Source organism: Staphylococcus sp. SA22, assembly GCF_054165785.1.
The window spans coordinates 89,284-108,377 of record NZ_JBSZQY010000004.1 but is presented as its reverse complement, the minus strand read 5'-3'; the positions used below and the strand labels follow the sequence as shown (position 1 = coordinate 108,377).

The following is a 19,094-nucleotide window of genomic DNA, read 5'->3' as shown; positions in this document are numbered from 1 at the left end:
CAATCATTTTATAAAATCCTGGGACACTTCATACTTGTCTCAGGATTTTTTAACATATTGAATCAGCCTCATAACATTAAATTATTTTATCGTACATTAAATTTAATAATAACAACTGATTTTTATAAGAACAAAGTATCGCGCCATGGTAGATACACAAATAATACAGATGAAGCAATTTAACTTGAAAGCTTAAATAAATATTCTCAAGTTAATAAATAATTAACTTTTATATGGATTCATCAAAAATCGCAAAAAAGAACAATTTGTATTTTACAAACATTAATTAAAAATAAAAGTAAGATATTCGTGCAAGCGGTTACCTTAATTTGTTTACAACTGTCAACAATACCAAGGCTTTATCAACTATACTTCTCACAAAACTGTCTTTTAGCATTCCAAACAAAAAAGGTTAAATTGAACGGAATTATGGCATTTTTAACTTAATTGTAAAAAAAGTTGATAATGGTCAATTGTTAATGAACAGTTAATTATAATAACGCTCAAAATATATTATTATTTAATTAAGTTAAATAAAATTATAGAAAGAAAGTGAAACTTATGCTTAAAAATAAAATATTAGCTACAACTTTATCTGTGAGCTTACTTGCCCCTCTTGCCAATCCGTTATTAGAAAATGCTAAAGCTGCCAACGATACTGAAGACATCGGTAAAGGAAGCGATATAGAAATTATCAAAAGGACAGAAGATAAAACAAGTAATAAATGGGGCGTGACTCAAAATATTCAATTTGATTTTGTGAAGGATAAAAAATATAACAAAGATGCTTTGATATTAAAGATGCAAGGATTCATTAGCTCTAGAACAACATATTACAACTATAAAAACACTAATCATATTAAATCTATGCGATGGCCATTCCAATATAATATTGGTTTGAAAACAAATGATAAATATGTTTCTTTAATTAATTATTTACCTAAAAATAAAATTGAATCTACAAACGTGAGTCAGACATTAGGATACAATATCGGTGGTAATTTCCAATCAGCCCCATCACTCGGTGGTAATGGATCATTTAACTATTCTAAATCGATTAGCTATACACAACAAAATTATGTAAGTGAAGTAGAACAACAAAACTCAAAAAGTGTTTTATGGGGCGTCAAAGCGAATTCATTCGCCACTGAATCAGGTCAAAAATCAGCATTTGATAGCGATTTATTTGTAGGCTACAAACCTCATAGTAAAGATCCTAGAGATTATTTCGTTCCAGACAGTGATTTGCCACCTCTTGTACAAAGTGGATTTAACCCTTCATTTATCGCCACAGTATCTCATGAAAAAGGTTCAAGCGATACAAGCGAATTCGAAATTACTTACGGAAGAAACATGGATGTCACTCATGCCATTAAAAGATCAACACATTATGGCAATAGTTATTTAGATGGTCATAGAATCCATAATGCATTTGTAAATAGAAACTACACTGTGAAATACGAGGTCAATTGGAAGACTCATGAAATCAAGGTGAAAGGACAGAATTGATATGAAAATGAATAAATTAGTCAAATCATCCGTTGCTACATCTATGGCATTATTATTACTTTCTGGTACTGCTAATGCTGAAGGCAAAATCACACCAGTCAGCGTAAAAAAAGTCGATGACAAAGTTACTTTATACAAAACAACAGCCACAGCAGATTCTGATAAATTTAAAATTTCACAGATTTTAACATTTAATTTCATCAAAGATAAAAGTTATGATAAGGATACTTTAGTACTTAAAGCTACTGGGAATATTAACTCAGGCTTTGTGAAACCTAATCCTAATGACTATGACTTTTCAAAATTATATTGGGGAGCTAAATACAATGTATCTATAAGCTCACAATCTAATGATTCAGTAAACGTCGTTGATTATGCACCAAAAAATCAAAATGAAGAGTTTCAAGTTCAAAACACTTTAGGCTATACATTTGGTGGTGACATTAGTATCTCTAATGGTTTATCTGGTGGACTTAATGGAAATACAGCTTTTTCTGAAACAATTAATTATAAACAAGAAAGTTACAGAACAACATTAAGTCGCAACACAAATTATAAAAATGTTGGCTGGGGAGTTGAAGCACATAAAATTATGAATAATGGTTGGGGACCTTATGGACGAGATAGCTTCCACCCAACATACGGTAATGAACTCTTCTTAGCTGGCAGACAAAGCAGTGCATACGCTGGCCAAAACTTCATAGCGCAACACCAAATGCCATTATTATCTAGAAGTAACTTCAATCCAGAATTTTTAAGCGTACTATCACACAGACAAGATGGCGCTAAAAAATCTAAAATTACAGTAACTTATCAACGTGAAATGGATTTATACCAAATTCGTTGGAATGGCTTCTACTGGGCAGGCGCAAATTATAAAAACTTTAAAACTAGAACATTTAAATCAACATATGAAATTGATTGGGAAAATCACAAAGTGAAATTGTTAGATACAAAAGAAACTGAAAACAATAAATAGCTAGTAAAACACGGTCGCCAACAGTAATTGTGACGACCGTGTTTTGATTTATTATCTTAGTAAGACTGCCATTCTTTTTCTCAATGTGAGATATAAAGGAATAGCTACAATTAAAGTGAATATTACGCCTGGAATCGCGTTTAATAACACTACCCACACAGGTAAATTTAAAATAATAGATAATAGTAGCCTAGATATCAAACTGCCTAATACACTTGCTAAAATTAATGATAGTACATTTATTTTCAATAAATAAACAACTGCAATAGCTATAACTCTAAATATAATAGAAATAATCACATTAATTGGATTAAATACGCCAAATATCAGCAATAATACGCTTGATAAAAGCCCACCTAAAAAGTACTTTTTAATTCCAAAGAAAGCTAATATTAATAATGCTACCGGTGCAGATAATTGAAAATCTAATCCCGGTATAATGGATGGTATTTTCAAAACTGCCAAAATGGTTAAAATCGCAGCAATGACACTAATTTGAGTAATATCTTTTGATGTCATACTAAAACTCCTATACCGTTTCATAAACAACTTGCTTCGGTGTGCTTTCTAAAAATGATATGTAATGATTTAAATCAATACGATCGTCCACAAATATTATTCTGCCTCCATATCTCGTATTAACTGGTTTAATATCAAATAATCGATGATAACCAATTTTAGCAGAGGCAAAATAACCTGTCGTATACGTTAAGTCATCGGACACACAAAGTTCTCCTTTGATATACGGATGCGCATTGATACAACTAGCAATTGCTAAGGCATCAGTCACTCTTTCATTAAGATCACCTTTATTATTTATATCTTCAAACGAAAAATGCGTTGCCCTAATCCCCCTTTGTCCAAATGAATCTAAACGTTTACCAGATATAGCAGATAGAATAATAGCTCCTGTATAAACCGTTTCATTTTTAATATATGTCATCCCTTGATTTAGCGCTTGTTCAGTGACACCACATTCTTGTGTTAAATGTTGGAGATTTGCTTTATCATCCTCAATAATTTGTAATGCTTTTATTTGTTGAATCGGTTCCATAATTTTTTGTATTTTTATATTGAGAAAATCCGGTTGCCCATTTTCATGAAAAAAACCTTTATTATAAAACCTTTGTACCGTCTGTTCTATTTTGTCAAACTCACAAATCGTTTCAGCACCACTAATATGAACATCTTGATTGCTAGAACGCATTTTTATACTATACATGACGATCACCTCAATCTTCTTGATGCAAAATTTCAAACAACCTATCTACATCTTGTTCAGTATGAAAATACGACAATGATATTCTTAACATTGGCTTAGTCACAGTTGGATACCTTAAATAACTTGTAAACACATGATGCTTTAATAATGTTTGATGAATATTCTCAGCCGCTTCTATGTCATCAAACTCAATAAACTTAATCGGCGAGTTTGAACTATTATAATTAACATTGAGCGCTTTTAACTTTTGGTTAAAATATTTACTCAAACTATTTAATTTAGTGCGTCTATCATCAGCATTTATTAACTTTTCAATATTTCTTTTTATAAAATACAAATTATAAATTGGCAAACTACTTGAGTAGATGAGTGGTCTACCGTGATTAATTAACATATCCTTCACATCATTTGAACTTAAAATCACACCCCCGTATGCACCACATGCTTTAGATAAACTAGAAGTGAGTATATCTACACCTTGATAATTCGAGTAATTCTCTATTCCAAAACTATGTGAAACATCGAGTATCAGTGTTGCGTTATATTTATGCTTTAATGAGACTAATTGACCAATATCCACAACGTCGCCATTCGTTGAAAATACACTATCAGATATGATTATTTTTTGTATATTTTGATTAGGGCATTCCGCTAACCTTTTTTCTAAATCAGCAATATCTAAATGCTTATATATCACTTTTTCTAAACCACTTAACTTAATACCGTCAATAATACTCGCATGATTTTCTTGATCTGAAAACACGACACAATTTGTATTTTTGAAAATATTAAATAACGCCAAATTAGCATCATAACCACTATTTAAGATAGTACATGCACTATATCCGAGCCAACCTGCTAACATTGTTTCAATTTCTTCATAAGCTGTCGAACTTCCACTAATTAATCTTGAACTTGATAAGTGATAACTATACTTCCGCATAAATCTTTCGAAATCATCCTTATCAAACGCTATTTGTCCTAATCCTAAATAATCATTAGATGTATAATTCGTACATCGCTTATTTTCTACTTCAATATACTGTCTATCTATATACCCTACCGATTTAAGCGACCGATATAACCCTTTCTGTTGTAATAAATCAATTTGCTCTTGAAACATCATTCTTGTTTTCCTTATTTTCACAAGTGTCATAATCAATTTCAAAGCCCAAATCATTAATCATATCGTAGTCTAATTGGTTCGGTTGCCCACCAGTAATTAGATAATCACCGACAAATATTGAATTCGCCGCTTTTAATGCTAATGGCTGCAACGAACGTAAGTTGACCTCTCTTCCTCCAGCAATACGAATTTCTTTCGTAGGATTGATTAATCGGAATAATGCTACGATTCTTAAACATTTCATTGGTGTTAAATCATCCATACTTCCAAACTTTGTGCCTTTGATTGGATGCAAAAAATTAATCGGAATACTGTCGGCATCCATTTCTTTCAAAGCAAATGCCATATCAACAATATCTTGATTAGATTCTCCCATACCACAAATCACGCCAGAACATGGTGAGATATTATTCGCTTTCATTAGTTCTATCGTATCTGTTCTATCTTTATAACTATGCGTTGTCACGACGTTATCATGGTAATTTTCACTTGTATTAATATTGTGGTTATATCTGTCTACACCAGCTGACTTAAGTTTCTTAGCTTGTTCGTCATTCGTTAATCCTAAACATGCACATATTTTTAGTTGCGGGTGTTGAGATTTAATCGTTCTTACAGTGTTACTAATATGATCAACTTCTTTATCGCTCGGTCCTCTACCACTCATAACAATACAATATGTTCCAATATGATTATCATGTGCCACCTTTGCTCCATCGATAATTTGTTCCTCTGGAATTAAAGCATATCGCTGTTTTTCTTTAATATCTCGTGATTGTCCACAGTACCCACAATTCTCGGGACATATACCACTTTTAGCATTTAAAATCATATTTAATTTTACTTTTTTACCGAAATAATGTTTTCTTAAAATATACGCCTCATTTAATAAATCTAAGGTATCAATATTAGTATCCTCATAAATTTTCAATACAGTCTCTTTTGTTAATTGTTCCCCTTGTAATATGCGTTTAGCCAAATTCATATTAACACTTCCTATCTAAAATGTTATGTACTGCCTTTTTAAAAATACGTACCATCGTTTTTACTTCTTTATTTGACATACTTAACACTGGCACAAACGTAATGACATTTTCTAAATTTCTAATCATTAGCCCGTTTTCTTTACAATTACGTACAATACGTTCAACTTTTTCAATTTCTAACGGCGTTTTACTATCTTTATCTGTAACTAATTCAACTCCAAACATTAAGCCTCGTCCTCTTACATCACCAACATTTCTATGACGCTTCAGCGCATGTAACTGTTTCTCAAGTGTTGATGATGTCGTTTCAATTTGTGACAATAACTTACGTTTTTCATAAAGTCTTATATTTTCTAATGCAACCGTACAAACGATTTGATTTCCGGTGTATGTATGACCATGGAAAAAGGTATTCACACCGTGCGAATCACTTAGAAACGCATCGTAAATTTTTTGAGACGTCAACGTTGCTGCAAGTGGTAAATAGCCACCTGTAATCGCCTTACCTAAACACATAATATCCGGTTGAACATCTTCATGATTACATGCAAACATCTTCCCAGTTCTCCCAAAACCAACTGCTACCTCATCACAAATTAATAAGACATCGTATTTTTTGCACAATTTCTCGACTTCTTTCAAAAAGCCTTTAGGATGAACAAACAAGCCTGTCGCACCTTGAATCAACGGTTCCAATATAAACCCTGCGATTTCATCATTTCTTTCAATTAGAATTTGCTCTATATTCGTTAAAATAGCTGCCATCATTTCATTTTCAGTATCGTAATTACTGCGATAGAAAGATGGGCTTTCTACTTGAATATTCTCAAATATTAAGTCTTTAAATATTTTATGAAAGGTCTTGATACCACCAACACTTACCGCACCAATCGTATCCCCATGATAACCGTGATTTAGCGTTATAAACTTGTTTTTCTTGGCATATTTTTCTCTATCAATATTTTTCCAATACTGATATGCCATCTTTATTGCGATTTCAACAGACGCACTGCCTGTATCAGAATAAAATACTTTTCTTAGATTACTCGGCGTGATTTCGATTAATTTTTCCGCAAGTTCTATTGATGGAATATTTGATGATCCTAGCAGCGTAGAATGGGCAATTTTATTGAGTTGCTTTTTAATTACCTTATTCAAGTATTTATTATTATGACCATGCACATTGACCCACAACGATGCATAACCATCTAAATATTTATTGCCATTCGTATCGTAAAGGTAACTACCCTTTCCTTTTTCAATGACGATTGCTTCTTCTTTGCTATATACACCCATTTGTGTAAATGGATGCCAAACATATTCTGAGTCTTTTTGTTTAAGTTGTTGTGTGTAATTCATTTTTAACTCCTATTAATTGTTTTAAAAATGCTTCTGAGAAATTTTCATACGTGGCATGTTCTTCAAATGTATAGACTGTTTTATTTGTTAATTTTCCAATCGTAATTTGATTGTCTTTTTCAATATAGCTGTCTGTATAGCGATTCATAATTAAAAAATTACTCGCCGATACATTCTGATTAACATAATCTTGGTGAACAATGGCATCGCTAATAGCACCTAATTTTGATGGCAACACACTAATGACACAATCTGCACAATCATTGATTAGATCTTTAGTCATGTAGAAATCATCTGTACCTTCATATATTGGTACGGCAATTCCCCCAGCACCCTCAATTAAGATAAAATCAAATTCCTTATCTAAAACTTTTACCTTATCTAATACACGCTGCTTATTTAGAAAAATTTGATCTGCCATTTTAAATGCAAGGTGTGGTGATACAGGTTGCTTAAAAGTATAAAGTGACGTTATGTCATAGCTTAAATCACATTCATTTTTAAATACTTCTAAATCTGGAAACGTCCCGTCTTGGCGTTCCTCAGTTTGAAATGGTTTAAAAACACAAACACGATGACCACGTCTTTTCAAAGCATGGTATAAATGCTTTGTAACATAGGTTTTGCCTACATCAGTATTCGTACTTGTAATAAAAATCCTCATAAAAAATAAGCACCTCAATCCAAATGTAAACTTTTATAATTAATAAGTTTACATTTAAGGCGCATGTTTTTCAAGAAAACATGAATTTAAACTTCTCAGTATAACTATAAATTTTGTCAAAATTTTGACCTTGCTATTGAAATGACTAAGGCTTCTTACGGAATTCGGACAGATATAAACAGCGATTCGATAAAATATGTCAGTTAAAATTAATAATTGCATTATTTCTTAATAAAAAGACATCCTAGCTTTACCATGTTGTGAAACAATTCATTAATTGTAATATTACGTTGAGCGCCTTGTTCATCAATGCTATAATTAGTTACATAATAAATTGAACATCTAAATACACCAAATCCCCTCACTATTGCCCTAGTGAGGGGATTTATTTTGCTGTTGATTATCTATCACCCTTTTTATTTCCAAATTCTGATTCCATATTAAACTATTATTTATAATTTCCAGCCTGCTGATTTACTTTTTATTCTTATAAAGTCTTGATACATTCCTGGTTTTCGAATTAATTCATCATGACTACCTTTTTGAATTATTTCACCTTCATTGAGCACTATAATCTGATCTGCATTTTTAATAGTTTCAAGTTTATGTGCAATTGTAATTACTGTTTTGCCTTTACTTAATTCATTAATTGCCGTTTGAATCAGCTGTTCATTTTCAGGGTCAATACTTGCAGTTGCTTCATCTAAAATAATTATTGGTGCATCTTTTAATATCGCCCTAGCAATAGAAATCCTTTGCTTTTCTCCGCCAGATAAATTACTACCTTTTTCATTTAGCATTGTTTGATATCCCTCAGGTAATGACATGATGAAGTCGTGGCAACATGCTTGCTTCGCTGCACGAATAATTTCTTCTTTCGTTGCACCTGGATTGCCAAACAATATGTTATTTTCAATCGTATCATTAAATAAATACACCTTTTGAAATACTGCACTAATTTTCGACATTAACGTACTTAATGTCATATCTTTAATATCAACACCATCGATGCGAATATTTCCATCATCGATATCATAAAAGCGCAAGAGTAAGTGACATAATGTAGATTTCCCACTTCCTGAAGGTCCAATTATTGCTGTTGATGTTTGTGTAGGTATCTCAAAATTCACATTCTTTATCACTTGTTTATCATCATATGAAAAATTCACGTTTTGAAAAGCGATATTTTCATTTTTAATCGTCAAATTTTTTCCATTCTCATCCAGTTCTGGAGCATTTTTTATCTTTTCAATATCATCTATCGTCATATCTATCATTTCAAGTACGTGTGCAGCACTATTAATATTTTCAACACTATCAAATATCACAAATGAAAAAATTGAAATCATAATAAGGGTAGGTAAATCAATACTATGATTCATATATAATAAGCATGCAACTAATACAATCATTATTGAAACAACTTTTAAACTAAGTAAATGCAATAAATTGAATGGGATATATTGCATTTCTATTTTTGTATTTATACGTTTACTTTCATTGACTGCTTGGTTAAAACTTTTAAGACTCGTATTTTCTTTCGCGAATGATTTTATTACTTGAATGCCACGGATAACTTCTACCACTTTTTCAATTAATTGATTTTGTGCATAATGATACGTTGGCGCATTTTTTTTACTCTTGTTTTCCAATAATTGAATAGCTAAAAATGATAATAATACACCAATGCATGCTAATAATGCTACTTGCCATGATACGACCAATAAAGACAAGATAAGTACTGAAATTAATATGTATCCATTAATGACAATATCCACCATTTTCATGGCAAAGTTTTCTAGAAATGTTAAATCTGTAGTAACAATAGTTGTTAACTCATTTGAGTGATGCGTATTAAAATATCCTAAAGGAACGTTTTTTAATTTATTACCAATATTTAAACGTTCATTCGCACTCATTTCATAAGCAATACTCTCCTGATTTTTACTTTTCAAATATGCTGTAATAAACCGACCAAGCACTAATATAATCATGATGATTACAACATTAAAAATATCTTTTCCATATATAGATTTATTAGATACTACATTATTAAATATTTGTGAAGCCAAAAAAATAGGCAGTGCAATAAATATTGCATTTAAAAATGACATGATAAATCCTAAAACCATCCTTGTTTTATATGGCGATACCCAATTTAAAATCTTAAATGTAATCCTAAACATGTTTAACCTCCTTTACTCATCAACTTAATTACTTTCGGTATTGATACCCCAGTCTTTTGTATGCATATGCATATCTCACATATTTTTGTAATGAGCTTCTAATTTTAGCAACAATTGATGTGAGCCTTTCTCCAAAATTTGTTGATTACCTAATACAATAATTTGATCTGCATGTTGAATAGTAGATAAACGATGTGCAATAACTATAAGCGTTTTATTGCGTGTCAACACATTTAGTGCTTCTTGGATTTTTTGTTCACTATCTGGATCAACGTAAGCAGTCGCTTCATCTAATACAATGATAGGCGCATCTTTTAATATCATTCTTGCAATAGTGACTCGTTGTTTTTCACCACCAGACAATTTATCTCCCACTGTACCAACATTCGTATCATATCCATCTGGCAACTTTTCAATAAATTCATGACATTGTGCTAACTTGGCAGCTTTTTCAACTGCCTCATCCGTAGCTTCTGGATTGCCAAGTTTAATATTTTCTTTAAAAGTAAGATTTAATAAAAAGTTATCTTGTCCTACATAACCAACTAATTCGTTAAGTTGCTTTTGTTCTATATTTTTTATGTTTACATTACCAATCGTGATTTCTCCAGTCGTTACATCCCAGTACCTTGATATGAGCTTAGCTATAGTTGACTTACCGCTACCAGATTCCCCAACAATCGCCGTAAAATGATTTTCTGGTACCGTAAATGATAGATTCTTAAAGACTCTTTCGTCCTTATCATTTGTATATGAAAAACCCACATTATTAAAAGCAATTTCATAACTTTGAGGTTCCATAAATCGTGATGACAATGCTAACTCTTCTAAGATTAATATTTGATTTACTTCAGTTAACGCATATTGGATTGATTTTAAATGATTCACATAATTAGTAAAATTCTTAATCGGTGCTACGACACCGAGAGATAATACAATACAAATAAAAAATTCTGCATAATTTAATTGGTTGATAGATATCAAGTACATGCCAACAGGTAGAATCCCTAAAAACGTCGAAGGTAGTACACTTGCACCTAAATTCATATAGCCCCATGTATTTTTAAACCAATTTAAAGTATGTATTTTATAATTATCTACTGCATCTTGATATTTTTTATACGAGCTTTGAGATTGATTAAATGTTTTAATTACCTCAATACCTTCAATATATTCAACAATGGCGCTATTCATATAATTATTCGATTTCATTTGTTCAGCATATGTCTCATTAAATCCAGACATAACTTTTTTAAAAGCGAAAATTGAAATTGGTATCGTTACTAATAAGGCACTAGCCATACGCCAATCAATGAGCATTATGTATAAAAAGATAGCAGCTGACAAAAGTAAGTTTCCTATAACTTCAGGAATCATATGTGCTAAAGGTAATTCTATTGTTTCAACCTTATCGACAAATATATTTTTTAATTCACCTATTTTCTTAGATTCCACTACGCCTAAAGGGAGACGCATTAATTTTTGAGCTAATTTTTTACGAATTTCAGATAAAATTTCATATGCCGTAATATGTGATAGCATCGTTGACGCTCCAAAACAACACACTTGTGAAATATAAGCGATTAAAGCAATAAAGATATAAACCATAATCGAATTAATCGTATATGCATTGTTAATCATCATTAAAATAATTTTAAAGACTGCCCAATATGGAACTAATCCAGAAAAGACACTGATGATAGACAACAAAATTGATAACATAATTTTCCATTTACTATCAGAAGCAAATCCGCTGAGTATCTTTATCCAATTTGTCTGATTGTTCATCGTATATGTAACTCCTTTCAATTAATAATCTAAATTAAGCCGCTTATATTATTTATTTCACTGGATGATATACATAATATAAATTTGTTATTTGTTAAAAATTAATACTTATTACAAGTACATCATATATTAGTTGATAACGATTATCAATGTCGCGTGGATTTGTGACACATTTCTTTTAAAAATTCACAATGTTATGGGGCAGAAATGATAAAGAGCCACTAATGATTTATTATGTAATGATTCTTTATCCTTAGCCACAGCTAATATGTACTTAAAAATAGGAATACATGAGTAAAACTCTATGTTGGGGCTCCGCCAACTTGCATTGTCTGTAGAAATTGGGAATCCAATTTCTCTATGTTGGGTCCCTGAGTATAGCCTTGTAGAGTCTAGTACATTGATTTGTATCCCAATGTCCCTATAATTGATTATTCTCTTTATCTAATGATCCTATGACTCAACTATTAAATCATTTTTCAAAATACTTAATTCAAATATAATTAAATCCATTAATTGTAATATTGTAAAAATACATTGCACACCTTGTTCATCAATGCTATAATTAGTTACATAATAAATTGAACATCTAAATACACCAAATCCCCTCACTACTGCCATAGTGAGGGGATTTATTTAGGTGTTGGTTATTTGTCACCTTTTTTATTGTTGCGCGTTCGTAACCAATGTGCAAAAAACGCAACAAGACAGCCGCTTAAAGCTGAAGTCATGATGTCAATTAATAAATTGAACATCTAAATACACCTCCTCTCTGCGTTAAAGTAACGCCCGAGATGTTAGGCGACCATTATATTATATCATTTATTTATTATATTTCACGCAATATTAAAGTTCGAGTAAAGCGTTTTTTAGTGGTTTACGCTACTTTAATTACTATCTTTTAAAATCCATTTAGATAATATAAATGTGATGGGTATCGTAATAATTAAACCAGCAAATGGTGCAATTTCTGCTGGCAAATTTAGCCAGGATACAAATACATATAATAAAACTGTTTGTAAGCTTACGTTGACAATCTGCGTAATTGGAAAACTAATGAATTTTCTCCAAGTAGGTTTTACCCTGTAAACAAAATAACAATTCAAATAATACGAAATCACAAAAGCGACTATAAATCCGGTAATATGACTAATCATATATTCAATGTGTAATAATTTTAACAGCAATAAATAGACAACATAATAGTTTAACGTATTAATGCCGCCAACAATGATAAATTTTAAAATTTCAGCATGCGTTTGTGTTAGTTTCATATGTGTAACTCCTCAACATCAAAATATATGTATAACTGCGTTCTCCAACATACTCGAATATGCGAGCCAATCCGCTTCTCTTCAAATATACTTATTTCAGTTTTTATACCCTTTCACAGCAAATTTAGTCTCTTTCCCCTGATCCTTATACGCCATTATAATGTAACTGATTTATCGCGCGACTCATTAGCACTATAGAGATTACTTTAGTTCACTAGTAATTTTATATACAATAAGAGCGACAACAGTAATGAGAGGATGTCTACTATGCAATTACAAAAAATTGTCATCGCTCCTGACTCATTTAAGGAAAGTATGACCGCACAGCAAGTTGGCAATATTATAAAACAGGCATTTACTAATGTTTATGGGAATACCCTTCATTATGATATCATTCCGATGGCTGATGGTGGTGAAGGTACCACAGATGCTTTAATGCATGCAACAGGTGCTACTAAGTATACAGTCATCGTTAATGACCCTTTAATGCGACCTATTGAAGCATGTTATGCACGCGCAGACGAACAACAAATTGCAATTATTGAAATGGCAGCAGCGTCAGGTTTGGATTTATTAGAAAAAGAGGAACGTAATCCTTTATACACATCATCATATGGTACCGGTGAACTAATTAAAGATGCATTAAATCATGGTGCTAAGACCATTATTTTAGGGATTGGTGGCAGTGCAACAAATGACGGTGGTACAGGTATGCTAAGTGCACTAGGCGTAAAGTTTACTGATGTAAACGGGGACTTATTACAAATGAATGGTGCTAATCTTGCTCACATTGCACAAATCGATATAACCAATCTAGATTCGCGATTAAAAGAAGTGACCTTTAAAGTGGCCTGCGATGTTTCAAATCCTTTATTGGGTGAAAATGGTGCTACCTATATTTATGGTCCTCAAAAAGGCGCTGATGCAAAGATGATACCAAAGTTGGATTTCGCAATGTCGCATTATCATGATAAGATAAAAATGTGCACAGGAAAGTCCGTTAATCAAATACCAGGTTCTGGTGCAGCTGGCGGTATGGGCGCAGCATTATTAGCGTTTTGTGAGACAACTTTAACAAAAGGTATTGATGTCGTCTTTGACATTACAGATTTTCATCAAAGAATTAAAGATGCAGACCTCGTTATTACTGGAGAAGGACGCATGGATTATCAGACCATCTTTGGTAAAACACCCGTAGGCGTTGCGTTAGCTGCAAAACAATATCATATTCCTGTCATCGCGATTTGTGGCAGTCTAGGCGAAAATTATCAACATGTTTACGATTTCGGTATTGATAGTGCCTATTCTATAATCTCTTCACCTAGCACTTTAGAAGATGTCCTACAAAATAGCGAACAAAATTTATTAAACACTGCAACTGACATTGCTCGTATTCTGAAATTACAATAATGTCAAAGTCAATCATCAGCTTTATTATTTGCAGTTAAAACTTGAATGAGGTGAAACCCATGAAAAGAACTGATAAATACCGTGATTCATATCAATACGACAATCAAAACCAAAATCATCGTCGTCAATCTGAAGACGCATCGTATAGACAACAATATGCTAAAGGTGATCCTGAAGAACACCCGGAACGATACTATAACGGTAGAGATTATCGAAGAGAACAAATTCTTGAAGAAGAAAACGAGAAATCCCGCCGTTCAAAAAAATGGTTATATATCATTATTGCCATTCTCTTAATTATTGTCGCTATTTTTGTCACACGCGCCTTACTTAACAATGATAGCGATAAAGTTAGTAATGACCCTAAAGTCTCTCAAAATTATAAAAAACAAGTTGAAAATCAAGACGGCCAAATTAACCAGCAAGTCGATAATGCTAAAGAAAATATTAAAAACAACCAAAAAACTGATGACATTATTAAAAATTTACAAAATCAAATCGACAACTTGAAGCAGCAAGAACAAAACAAAGCTGATTCCAAGCTAACTCAATTTTATCAAGACCAAATCAACAAATTGACAGAGGCAAATAATGCACTTAAAAACAATGCAAGCCAAGGTAAAATTGAAAGCATGTTAAATGATATTAATACAAAATTCGACAGTATTAAATCTAAATTAGAAAGCTTATTTAAAGATGACAATGGTGGCGCTAATTAATTATTAAACCTGCTTTTGATGATAAACATTAATTCCCTATACTTTATTTGTATCACTACGTTATTCGTGATGATGCATTAAGAGTATAGGGATTTTTTATATAAACTTGTATTCTAACTACATACAAATACACACAAAACGTATATAATTTATATAATTATATCATTTAAAGGAGTCTGATCATGCAATCTTCGAAAACCAAAACGAAGCATTTTTCATTTTTATTGCTAATTACGTTAGGCGTCATGACCGCTTTTGGCCCACTAACTATAGATATGTACGTACCATCATTACCTAAAGTGCAAGGTGATTTTGGTTCTACTACATCAGAAATTCAATTAACATTATCATTCACAATGATTGGTCTTGCACTAGGCCAATTTATCTTTGGACCTTTATCCGATGCTTTTGGTCGCAAACGCATTGCTGTATCCATTTTAATCATTTTCATTTTGGTATCAGGTTTGTCTATGTTTGTTGATCAATTGCCATTATTCTTAACTTTACGATTTATTCAAGGTTTGACAGGTGGTGGCGTCATCGTTATTGCCAAAGCCTCTGCTGGTGATAAATTTAGTGGCAACGCACTCGCTAAATTTTTAGCATCTTTAATGGTAGTTAATGGCATCATCACTATTCTTGCACCATTAGCCGGTGGATTAGCTTTATCCGTAGCAACATGGCGTTCTATTTTCACAATTTTAACTATTGTGGCACTCATCATTTTAATTGGCGTCGCTTCTCAATTACCTAAAACATCTAAAGATGAATTAAAGCAGGTGAATTTTAGTAGCGTCATTAAAGACTTTGGAAGTCTTTTGAAAAAACCAGCATTTATTATTCCAATGCTATTACAAGGTTTAACTTATGTAATGCTATTTAGTTATTCATCTGCATCGCCATTTATTACTCAAAAATTGTATAATATGACACCCCAACAATTTAGTATCATGTTTGCTGTTAACGGTGTAGGTTTAATCATTGTCAGTCAAGTCGTTGCTTTATTAGTAGAAAAATTACATCGCCACATATTATTAATCATTTTAACTATTATACAAGTGGTAGGTGTTGCTTTAATTATCCTGACACTTACATTCCATTTACCACTTTGGGTCTTACTCATCGCATTCTTCTTAAATGTGTGTCCTGTGACGTCAATTGGACCGCTTGGTTTCACAATGGCTATGGAAGAACGAACAGGTGGCAGTGGTAACGCATCAAGTTTACTTGGCTTATTCCAATTTATCTTAGGTGGTGCTGTTGCACCATTAGTTGGCTTAAAAGGCGAATTTAATACATCACCATATATGATTATTATCTTCATTACAGCCATTCTATTAGTCTGTCTACAAATCATTTACTTTAAAATGATTAAAAAGCAACATGTCGCATAACACTTCAACATAATTAGAACCCTAGCAAAGATATCTATCTTTGTCGGGGTTCTTCTTTATGAATTATGAGATCCAATCTTCAACTAAAATTACGCCTTCATATCAAGTACATTTCTATTCAATCACCCTTTAACAGGCATCCAAATTTCTGTAATATATTTTTCACTTGTAGTATCACCATCCTGATACAACTCAAAAAATGGTGCTGATTTTACCTTATCTGCTTGATATTGATGTATGTAGTGATGAACCTCTTCCATTTTTTGTTGAACTGCTTTAGGTACTGCGCCCTGTGCTTCAAATACCATATACTTTGAACTTGCTAATGTTATGACATCATATTTTTCAATATCATCACTATTATCTCCGGCAACTGCAATCATATATGACATCTTACCGTCTAATTCAGGTATACATAAGCCAAGTATCCCGGCTAAATCACCATTATTTTTTAACTGTAAATCCGCAAGTACTCCCTCTTGATAACATCTTTGCCAAAATCCTGCTATATGTTGCTGAGCCTGTCGTCCATTTTCATACGTTTCTTTAATACCTACTAACATTAACGACGCAAGTTGTTGTAATTGATATTCCATTTTATCACTCCATTAATTTTATTCACTCATGTAAAACATATGTTTAGGACATTTTGCATTGACGCTATATAATTATATTAAATATTTATTGAATCAATGCGAGGACTATATTATGAACCGAAAAATATTACCAGTTAAACCTATCAGTCAGCTATTTCCTATCCCTATGGTCATGGGGTGTGAAGGTGTTTCCGCAGCCATGATGTTGCAATACAATAACCAACATATCCCTGCTACAGAAATTATGAGACATTGGCCGACACATCCGAACAATCCACATAAAGGTTATGTTGGACATCACTTATTCATTAAGCTTGGCAATTATCATCAAACGATATTTCCAGAAGCATATGTACCATTTTTACAAAAATACAATCCTAATATCGTAGACGGCACTGGTAAATCCTTAGAAGATCTTAAAGGTATTATTGATCAAGGTCAACCTGTGTTAATATACCATACTAATCTTGGTTCTAAACCATTACTACGTGTTTTCCGCTTTGATAACAAGCCAGCGAAACAAGTTTCAAATATTCACGTAACGTTACTCATTGGGTACGATGATTACTATTACTATTATATCGATCCACTTTGGAGTCATATTCGTCGTGGCCTAGTTTTACCTGCCATCATTCCAAATCGCAAACAAATTATTAAAATTCGTAAAGAGAAAATGGAATACAGCTTTAATTCACCAGGAAGAAAGTGCATTTATGTGCAACCACATTCATATACAATTGAAAATCAGCAACAAAATAAACACACGTAAGTAAACACATTACTCGCGTGTGTAAAACATAAAATGCGCAAACTGGGTCAGGTTTGCGCATTTTAAATTTCTATTATTTGTATCGTCTCATTTATTTCCTGGTAAATATCTTCTGAACGCCATTGTCTTGGATAGCCTAGACACGGACAGAGATAACATCTGCCATCATCCATCACACTTTTCCGAAAATGAACATGGCCCATAATACTATATGGTATATCGAACATCGCATACAAAGGATTGAAATCACTTGTCCCAATAAATGCATTATAAAAATCGAATATACGATGTGGCATAGGAACAATGAAATCAGGGTGCGTCACAACATGTGTGACTAAAATCACTCGTCTATTTCCTACTTCTAATATATCTTTCTTCACTTGTTCAGCCGCTATTTTAGATAAATTTTGATCTGATATGCCCCAAGATATTCGTTCTTTATCTTGCCAAGTCGCACCATAATGTTTTCCTCTTTGTAACTCATCTAATGAAAATCGTTGTGCTGCAAAGCTATAATCATACCAACCTGTATGTCCTATTATTGCCCATTCTTCATTTACTATAAATGGTTTTCCTACCAAGCACTGTGACATACTCTTATAATTATTCCAAATGTCTTGCGTAGTCATACTTTCAACTTCCCATAAATCATGGTTTCCAGGAACAAATTTCACAGGTATATCTAATTGTTTTGTCAATTGCGTTATAAATTGGTGCGTCAATTGATAATGATTTGAGATATCTCCCGCAATCAACAATATATCCAAATTTTTATACTTAACTGTTTCAACCAATGCCTCTAAGTAATCTTTGGATGTTTTTTTATTATGACGATCAATATGTAAATCGGCGATTGTCCCTATCTTCATACCCTTACCTTCTTTACTCAAATTAAAATGTTATTTATTATGCCATAGCTTATCTAATATATATAGTTAACTGCTTCATTTAGATGATTATTTTATATTTTTGCATAAAAACTTATATCTTTTCAAAAAATCGATAAGTTTTAGTTATCATACCCTTACCTATCAAATGTTTTTTCTTATATTTAAAAAAATAATTGCTTTATTAAATGGATTTCTTTAGTATTTATAATTAAGAAAACGCTTA

20 protein-coding genes are annotated in these 19,094 nt (G+C 32.1%); 6 read left to right on the top strand and 14 right to left on the bottom strand.

All coding sequences use genetic code 11. The annotated features are described in order from the left end of the window. The first annotated feature begins 561 nt into the window (after positions 1-561). Positions 562-1,509 (top strand): bi-component gamma-hemolysin HlgCB subunit C, encoded by a 948-nt coding sequence (gene hlgC, locus ACXQH5_RS05490; RefSeq protein ID WP_000916705.1) that lies wholly within the window; start codon positions 562-564, stop codon positions 1,507-1,509. A gap of 1 nt (position 1,510) precedes the next feature. Continuing rightward, positions 1,511-2,488, top strand: coding sequence for a bi-component gamma-hemolysin HlgAB/HlgCB subunit B (gene hlgB / locus ACXQH5_RS05485; RefSeq protein ID WP_000783428.1), 978 nt, complete (start codon positions 1,511-1,513; stop codon positions 2,486-2,488). Positions 2,489-2,539: 51 nt separating this feature from the next. Here the strand turns inward: hlgB and ACXQH5_RS05480 are convergent, their stop codons facing one another. The 12 genes from ACXQH5_RS05480 to gtxA all read right to left on the bottom strand — a co-directional run bounded on the left by ACXQH5_RS05480 (position 2,540) and on the right by gtxA (position 13,093). Further along, entirely contained in the window at positions 2,540-3,007 is a 468-nt protein-coding gene (locus tag ACXQH5_RS05480) for a QueT transporter family protein (RefSeq protein WP_000200957.1), read from the bottom strand. A 10-nt stretch (positions 3,008-3,017) separates the two neighbouring features. Then, positions 3,018-3,710 (bottom strand): 6-carboxyhexanoate--CoA ligase, encoded by a 693-nt coding sequence (locus ACXQH5_RS05475; RefSeq protein WP_000286874.1) that lies wholly within the window; start codon positions 3,708-3,710, stop codon positions 3,018-3,020. 10 nt (positions 3,711-3,720) lie between these two features. After that, complete coding sequence (locus ACXQH5_RS05470; RefSeq protein WP_000971541.1) at positions 3,721-4,836, bottom strand: aminotransferase class I/II-fold pyridoxal phosphate-dependent enzyme; 1,116 nt, start codon at positions 4,834-4,836, stop codon at positions 3,721-3,723. Next, positions 4,814-5,821 (bottom strand): biotin synthase BioB, encoded by a 1,008-nt coding sequence (bioB, locus tag ACXQH5_RS05465; RefSeq protein WP_001046638.1) that lies wholly within the window; start codon positions 5,819-5,821, stop codon positions 4,814-4,816. Before bioB ends, ACXQH5_RS05470 begins: the two co-directional genes overlap by 23 nt. A gap of 1 nt (position 5,822) precedes the next feature. Further along, the gene (gene bioA / locus ACXQH5_RS05460; RefSeq protein ID WP_001110080.1) at positions 5,823-7,181 is read right to left on the bottom strand and encodes an adenosylmethionine--8-amino-7-oxononanoate transaminase; all 1,359 of its coding nucleotides are present in this window, start codon (positions 7,179-7,181) and stop codon (positions 5,823-5,825) included. Continuing rightward, positions 7,159-7,845 carry a dethiobiotin synthase gene (gene bioD / locus ACXQH5_RS05455; protein ID WP_001217907.1) on the bottom strand — a complete coding sequence of 229 codons (687 nt, stop codon included), beginning with the start codon at positions 7,843-7,845 and terminating at the stop codon, positions 7,159-7,161. The genes bioA and bioD overlap by 23 nt, the downstream gene beginning before the upstream one ends. 54 nt (positions 7,846-7,899) lie before the next feature. Continuing rightward, positions 7,900-8,067 carry a hypothetical protein gene (locus tag ACXQH5_RS05450; RefSeq protein ID WP_031845053.1) on the bottom strand — a complete coding sequence of 56 codons (168 nt, stop codon included), beginning with the start codon at positions 8,065-8,067 and terminating at the stop codon, positions 7,900-7,902. Between the two features lie 230 nt (positions 8,068-8,297). Beyond that, positions 8,298-10,031 (bottom strand): ABC transporter ATP-binding protein, encoded by a 1,734-nt coding sequence (locus ACXQH5_RS05445; RefSeq protein ID WP_000488493.1) that lies wholly within the window; start codon positions 10,029-10,031, stop codon positions 8,298-8,300. A 75-nt stretch (positions 10,032-10,106) separates the two neighbouring features. Next, positions 10,107-11,819, bottom strand: coding sequence for an ABC transporter ATP-binding protein (locus tag ACXQH5_RS05440; protein WP_001064821.1), 1,713 nt, complete (start codon positions 11,817-11,819; stop codon positions 10,107-10,109). A 453-nt stretch (positions 11,820-12,272) separates the two neighbouring features. Continuing rightward, positions 12,273-12,440, bottom strand: coding sequence for a hypothetical protein (locus ACXQH5_RS05435; RefSeq protein ID WP_000301893.1), 168 nt, complete (start codon positions 12,438-12,440; stop codon positions 12,273-12,275). Positions 12,441-12,466: 26 nt separating this feature from the next. Beyond that, the gene (locus ACXQH5_RS05430; protein WP_000482647.1) at positions 12,467-12,574 is read right to left on the bottom strand and encodes a type I toxin-antitoxin system Fst family toxin; all 108 of its coding nucleotides are present in this window, start codon (positions 12,572-12,574) and stop codon (positions 12,467-12,469) included. A 132-nt stretch (positions 12,575-12,706) separates the two neighbouring features. After that, entirely contained in the window at positions 12,707-13,093 is a 387-nt protein-coding gene (gtxA, locus tag ACXQH5_RS05425) for a flippase GtxA (protein WP_000779353.1), read from the bottom strand. 267 nt (positions 13,094-13,360) lie between these two features. On the opposite strand from gtxA, the gene ACXQH5_RS05420 reads away from it, so the two are divergent. The 3 genes from ACXQH5_RS05420 to ACXQH5_RS05410 all read left to right on the top strand — a co-directional run bounded on the left by ACXQH5_RS05420 (position 13,361) and on the right by ACXQH5_RS05410 (position 16,616). Beyond that, positions 13,361-14,503 (top strand): glycerate kinase, encoded by a 1,143-nt coding sequence (locus ACXQH5_RS05420; protein ID WP_001176863.1) that lies wholly within the window; start codon positions 13,361-13,363, stop codon positions 14,501-14,503. A 59-nt stretch (positions 14,504-14,562) separates the two neighbouring features. Beyond that, positions 14,563-15,222, top strand: a complete 660-nt coding sequence (locus tag ACXQH5_RS05415; RefSeq protein ID WP_000831298.1) for a membrane protein — start codon at positions 14,563-14,565, stop codon at positions 15,220-15,222. Between the two features lie 182 nt (positions 15,223-15,404). Next, entirely contained in the window at positions 15,405-16,616 is a 1,212-nt protein-coding gene (locus ACXQH5_RS05410; protein WP_001191921.1) for a multidrug effflux MFS transporter, read from the top strand. A gap of 122 nt (positions 16,617-16,738) precedes the next feature. On the opposite strand, the gene ACXQH5_RS05405 is transcribed toward ACXQH5_RS05410, so the two are convergent. Continuing rightward, positions 16,739-17,212, bottom strand: coding sequence for a GyrI-like domain-containing protein (locus ACXQH5_RS05405; protein ID WP_000456483.1), 474 nt, complete (start codon positions 17,210-17,212; stop codon positions 16,739-16,741). A gap of 112 nt (positions 17,213-17,324) precedes the next feature. On the opposite strand from ACXQH5_RS05405, the gene ACXQH5_RS05400 reads away from it, so the two are divergent. Beyond that, complete coding sequence (locus ACXQH5_RS05400; RefSeq protein ID WP_001080281.1) at positions 17,325-17,981, top strand: C39 family peptidase; 657 nt, start codon at positions 17,325-17,327, stop codon at positions 17,979-17,981. A 62-nt stretch (positions 17,982-18,043) separates the two neighbouring features. Here ACXQH5_RS05400 and ACXQH5_RS05395 read toward each other — a convergent pair whose 3' ends face one another. Then, complete coding sequence (locus ACXQH5_RS05395; RefSeq protein WP_000690215.1) at positions 18,044-18,850, bottom strand: metallophosphoesterase; 807 nt, start codon at positions 18,848-18,850, stop codon at positions 18,044-18,046. Between the last annotated feature and the right edge of the window lie 244 nt (positions 18,851-19,094).

Bases quoted from the DNA above. Each gene is read 5' to 3' on its own strand.
- hlgC (WP_000916705.1), top strand. From the start codon at position 562: ATGCTTAAAAATAAAATATTAGCTACAACTTTATCTGTGAGCTTACTT.
- hlgB (WP_000783428.1), top strand. From the start codon at position 1,511: ATGAAAATGAATAAATTAGTCAAATCATCCGTTGCTACATCTATGGCA.
- ACXQH5_RS05480 (WP_000200957.1), bottom strand. From the start codon at position 3,007: ATGACATCAAAAGATATTACTCAAATTAGTGTCATTGCTGCGATTTTA.
- ACXQH5_RS05475 (WP_000286874.1), bottom strand. From the start codon at position 3,710: ATGTATAGTATAAAAATGCGTTCTAGCAATCAAGATGTTCATATTAGT.
- ACXQH5_RS05470 (WP_000971541.1), bottom strand. From the start codon at position 4,836: ATGATGTTTCAAGAGCAAATTGATTTATTACAACAGAAAGGGTTATAT.
- bioB (WP_001046638.1), bottom strand. From the start codon at position 5,821: ATGAATTTGGCTAAACGCATATTACAAGGGGAACAATTAACAAAAGAG.
- bioA (WP_001110080.1), bottom strand. From the start codon at position 7,181: ATGAATTACACACAACAACTTAAACAAAAAGACTCAGAATATGTTTGG.
- bioD (WP_001217907.1), bottom strand. From the start codon at position 7,845: ATGAGGATTTTTATTACAAGTACGAATACTGATGTAGGCAAAACCTAT.
- ACXQH5_RS05450 (WP_031845053.1), bottom strand. From the start codon at position 8,067: ATGCAATTATTAATTTTAACTGACATATTTTATCGAATCGCTGTTTAT.
- ACXQH5_RS05445 (WP_000488493.1), bottom strand. From the start codon at position 10,031: ATGTTTAGGATTACATTTAAGATTTTAAATTGGGTATCGCCATATAAA.
- ACXQH5_RS05440 (WP_001064821.1), bottom strand. From the start codon at position 11,819: ATGAACAATCAGACAAATTGGATAAAGATACTCAGCGGATTTGCTTCT.
- ACXQH5_RS05435 (WP_000301893.1), bottom strand. From the start codon at position 12,440: ATGGCAGTAGTGAGGGGATTTGGTGTATTTAGATGTTCAATTTATTAT.
- ACXQH5_RS05430 (WP_000482647.1), bottom strand. From the start codon at position 12,574: ATGTTCAATTTATTAATTGACATCATGACTTCAGCTTTAAGCGGCTGT.
- gtxA (WP_000779353.1), bottom strand. From the start codon at position 13,093: ATGAAACTAACACAAACGCATGCTGAAATTTTAAAATTTATCATTGTT.
- ACXQH5_RS05420 (WP_001176863.1), top strand. From the start codon at position 13,361: ATGCAATTACAAAAAATTGTCATCGCTCCTGACTCATTTAAGGAAAGT.
- ACXQH5_RS05415 (WP_000831298.1), top strand. From the start codon at position 14,563: ATGAAAAGAACTGATAAATACCGTGATTCATATCAATACGACAATCAA.
- ACXQH5_RS05410 (WP_001191921.1), top strand. From the start codon at position 15,405: ATGCAATCTTCGAAAACCAAAACGAAGCATTTTTCATTTTTATTGCTA.
- ACXQH5_RS05405 (WP_000456483.1), bottom strand. From the start codon at position 17,212: ATGGAATATCAATTACAACAACTTGCGTCGTTAATGTTAGTAGGTATT.
- ACXQH5_RS05400 (WP_001080281.1), top strand. From the start codon at position 17,325: ATGAACCGAAAAATATTACCAGTTAAACCTATCAGTCAGCTATTTCCT.
- ACXQH5_RS05395 (WP_000690215.1), bottom strand. From the start codon at position 18,850: ATGAAGATAGGGACAATCGCCGATTTACATATTGATCGTCATAATAAA.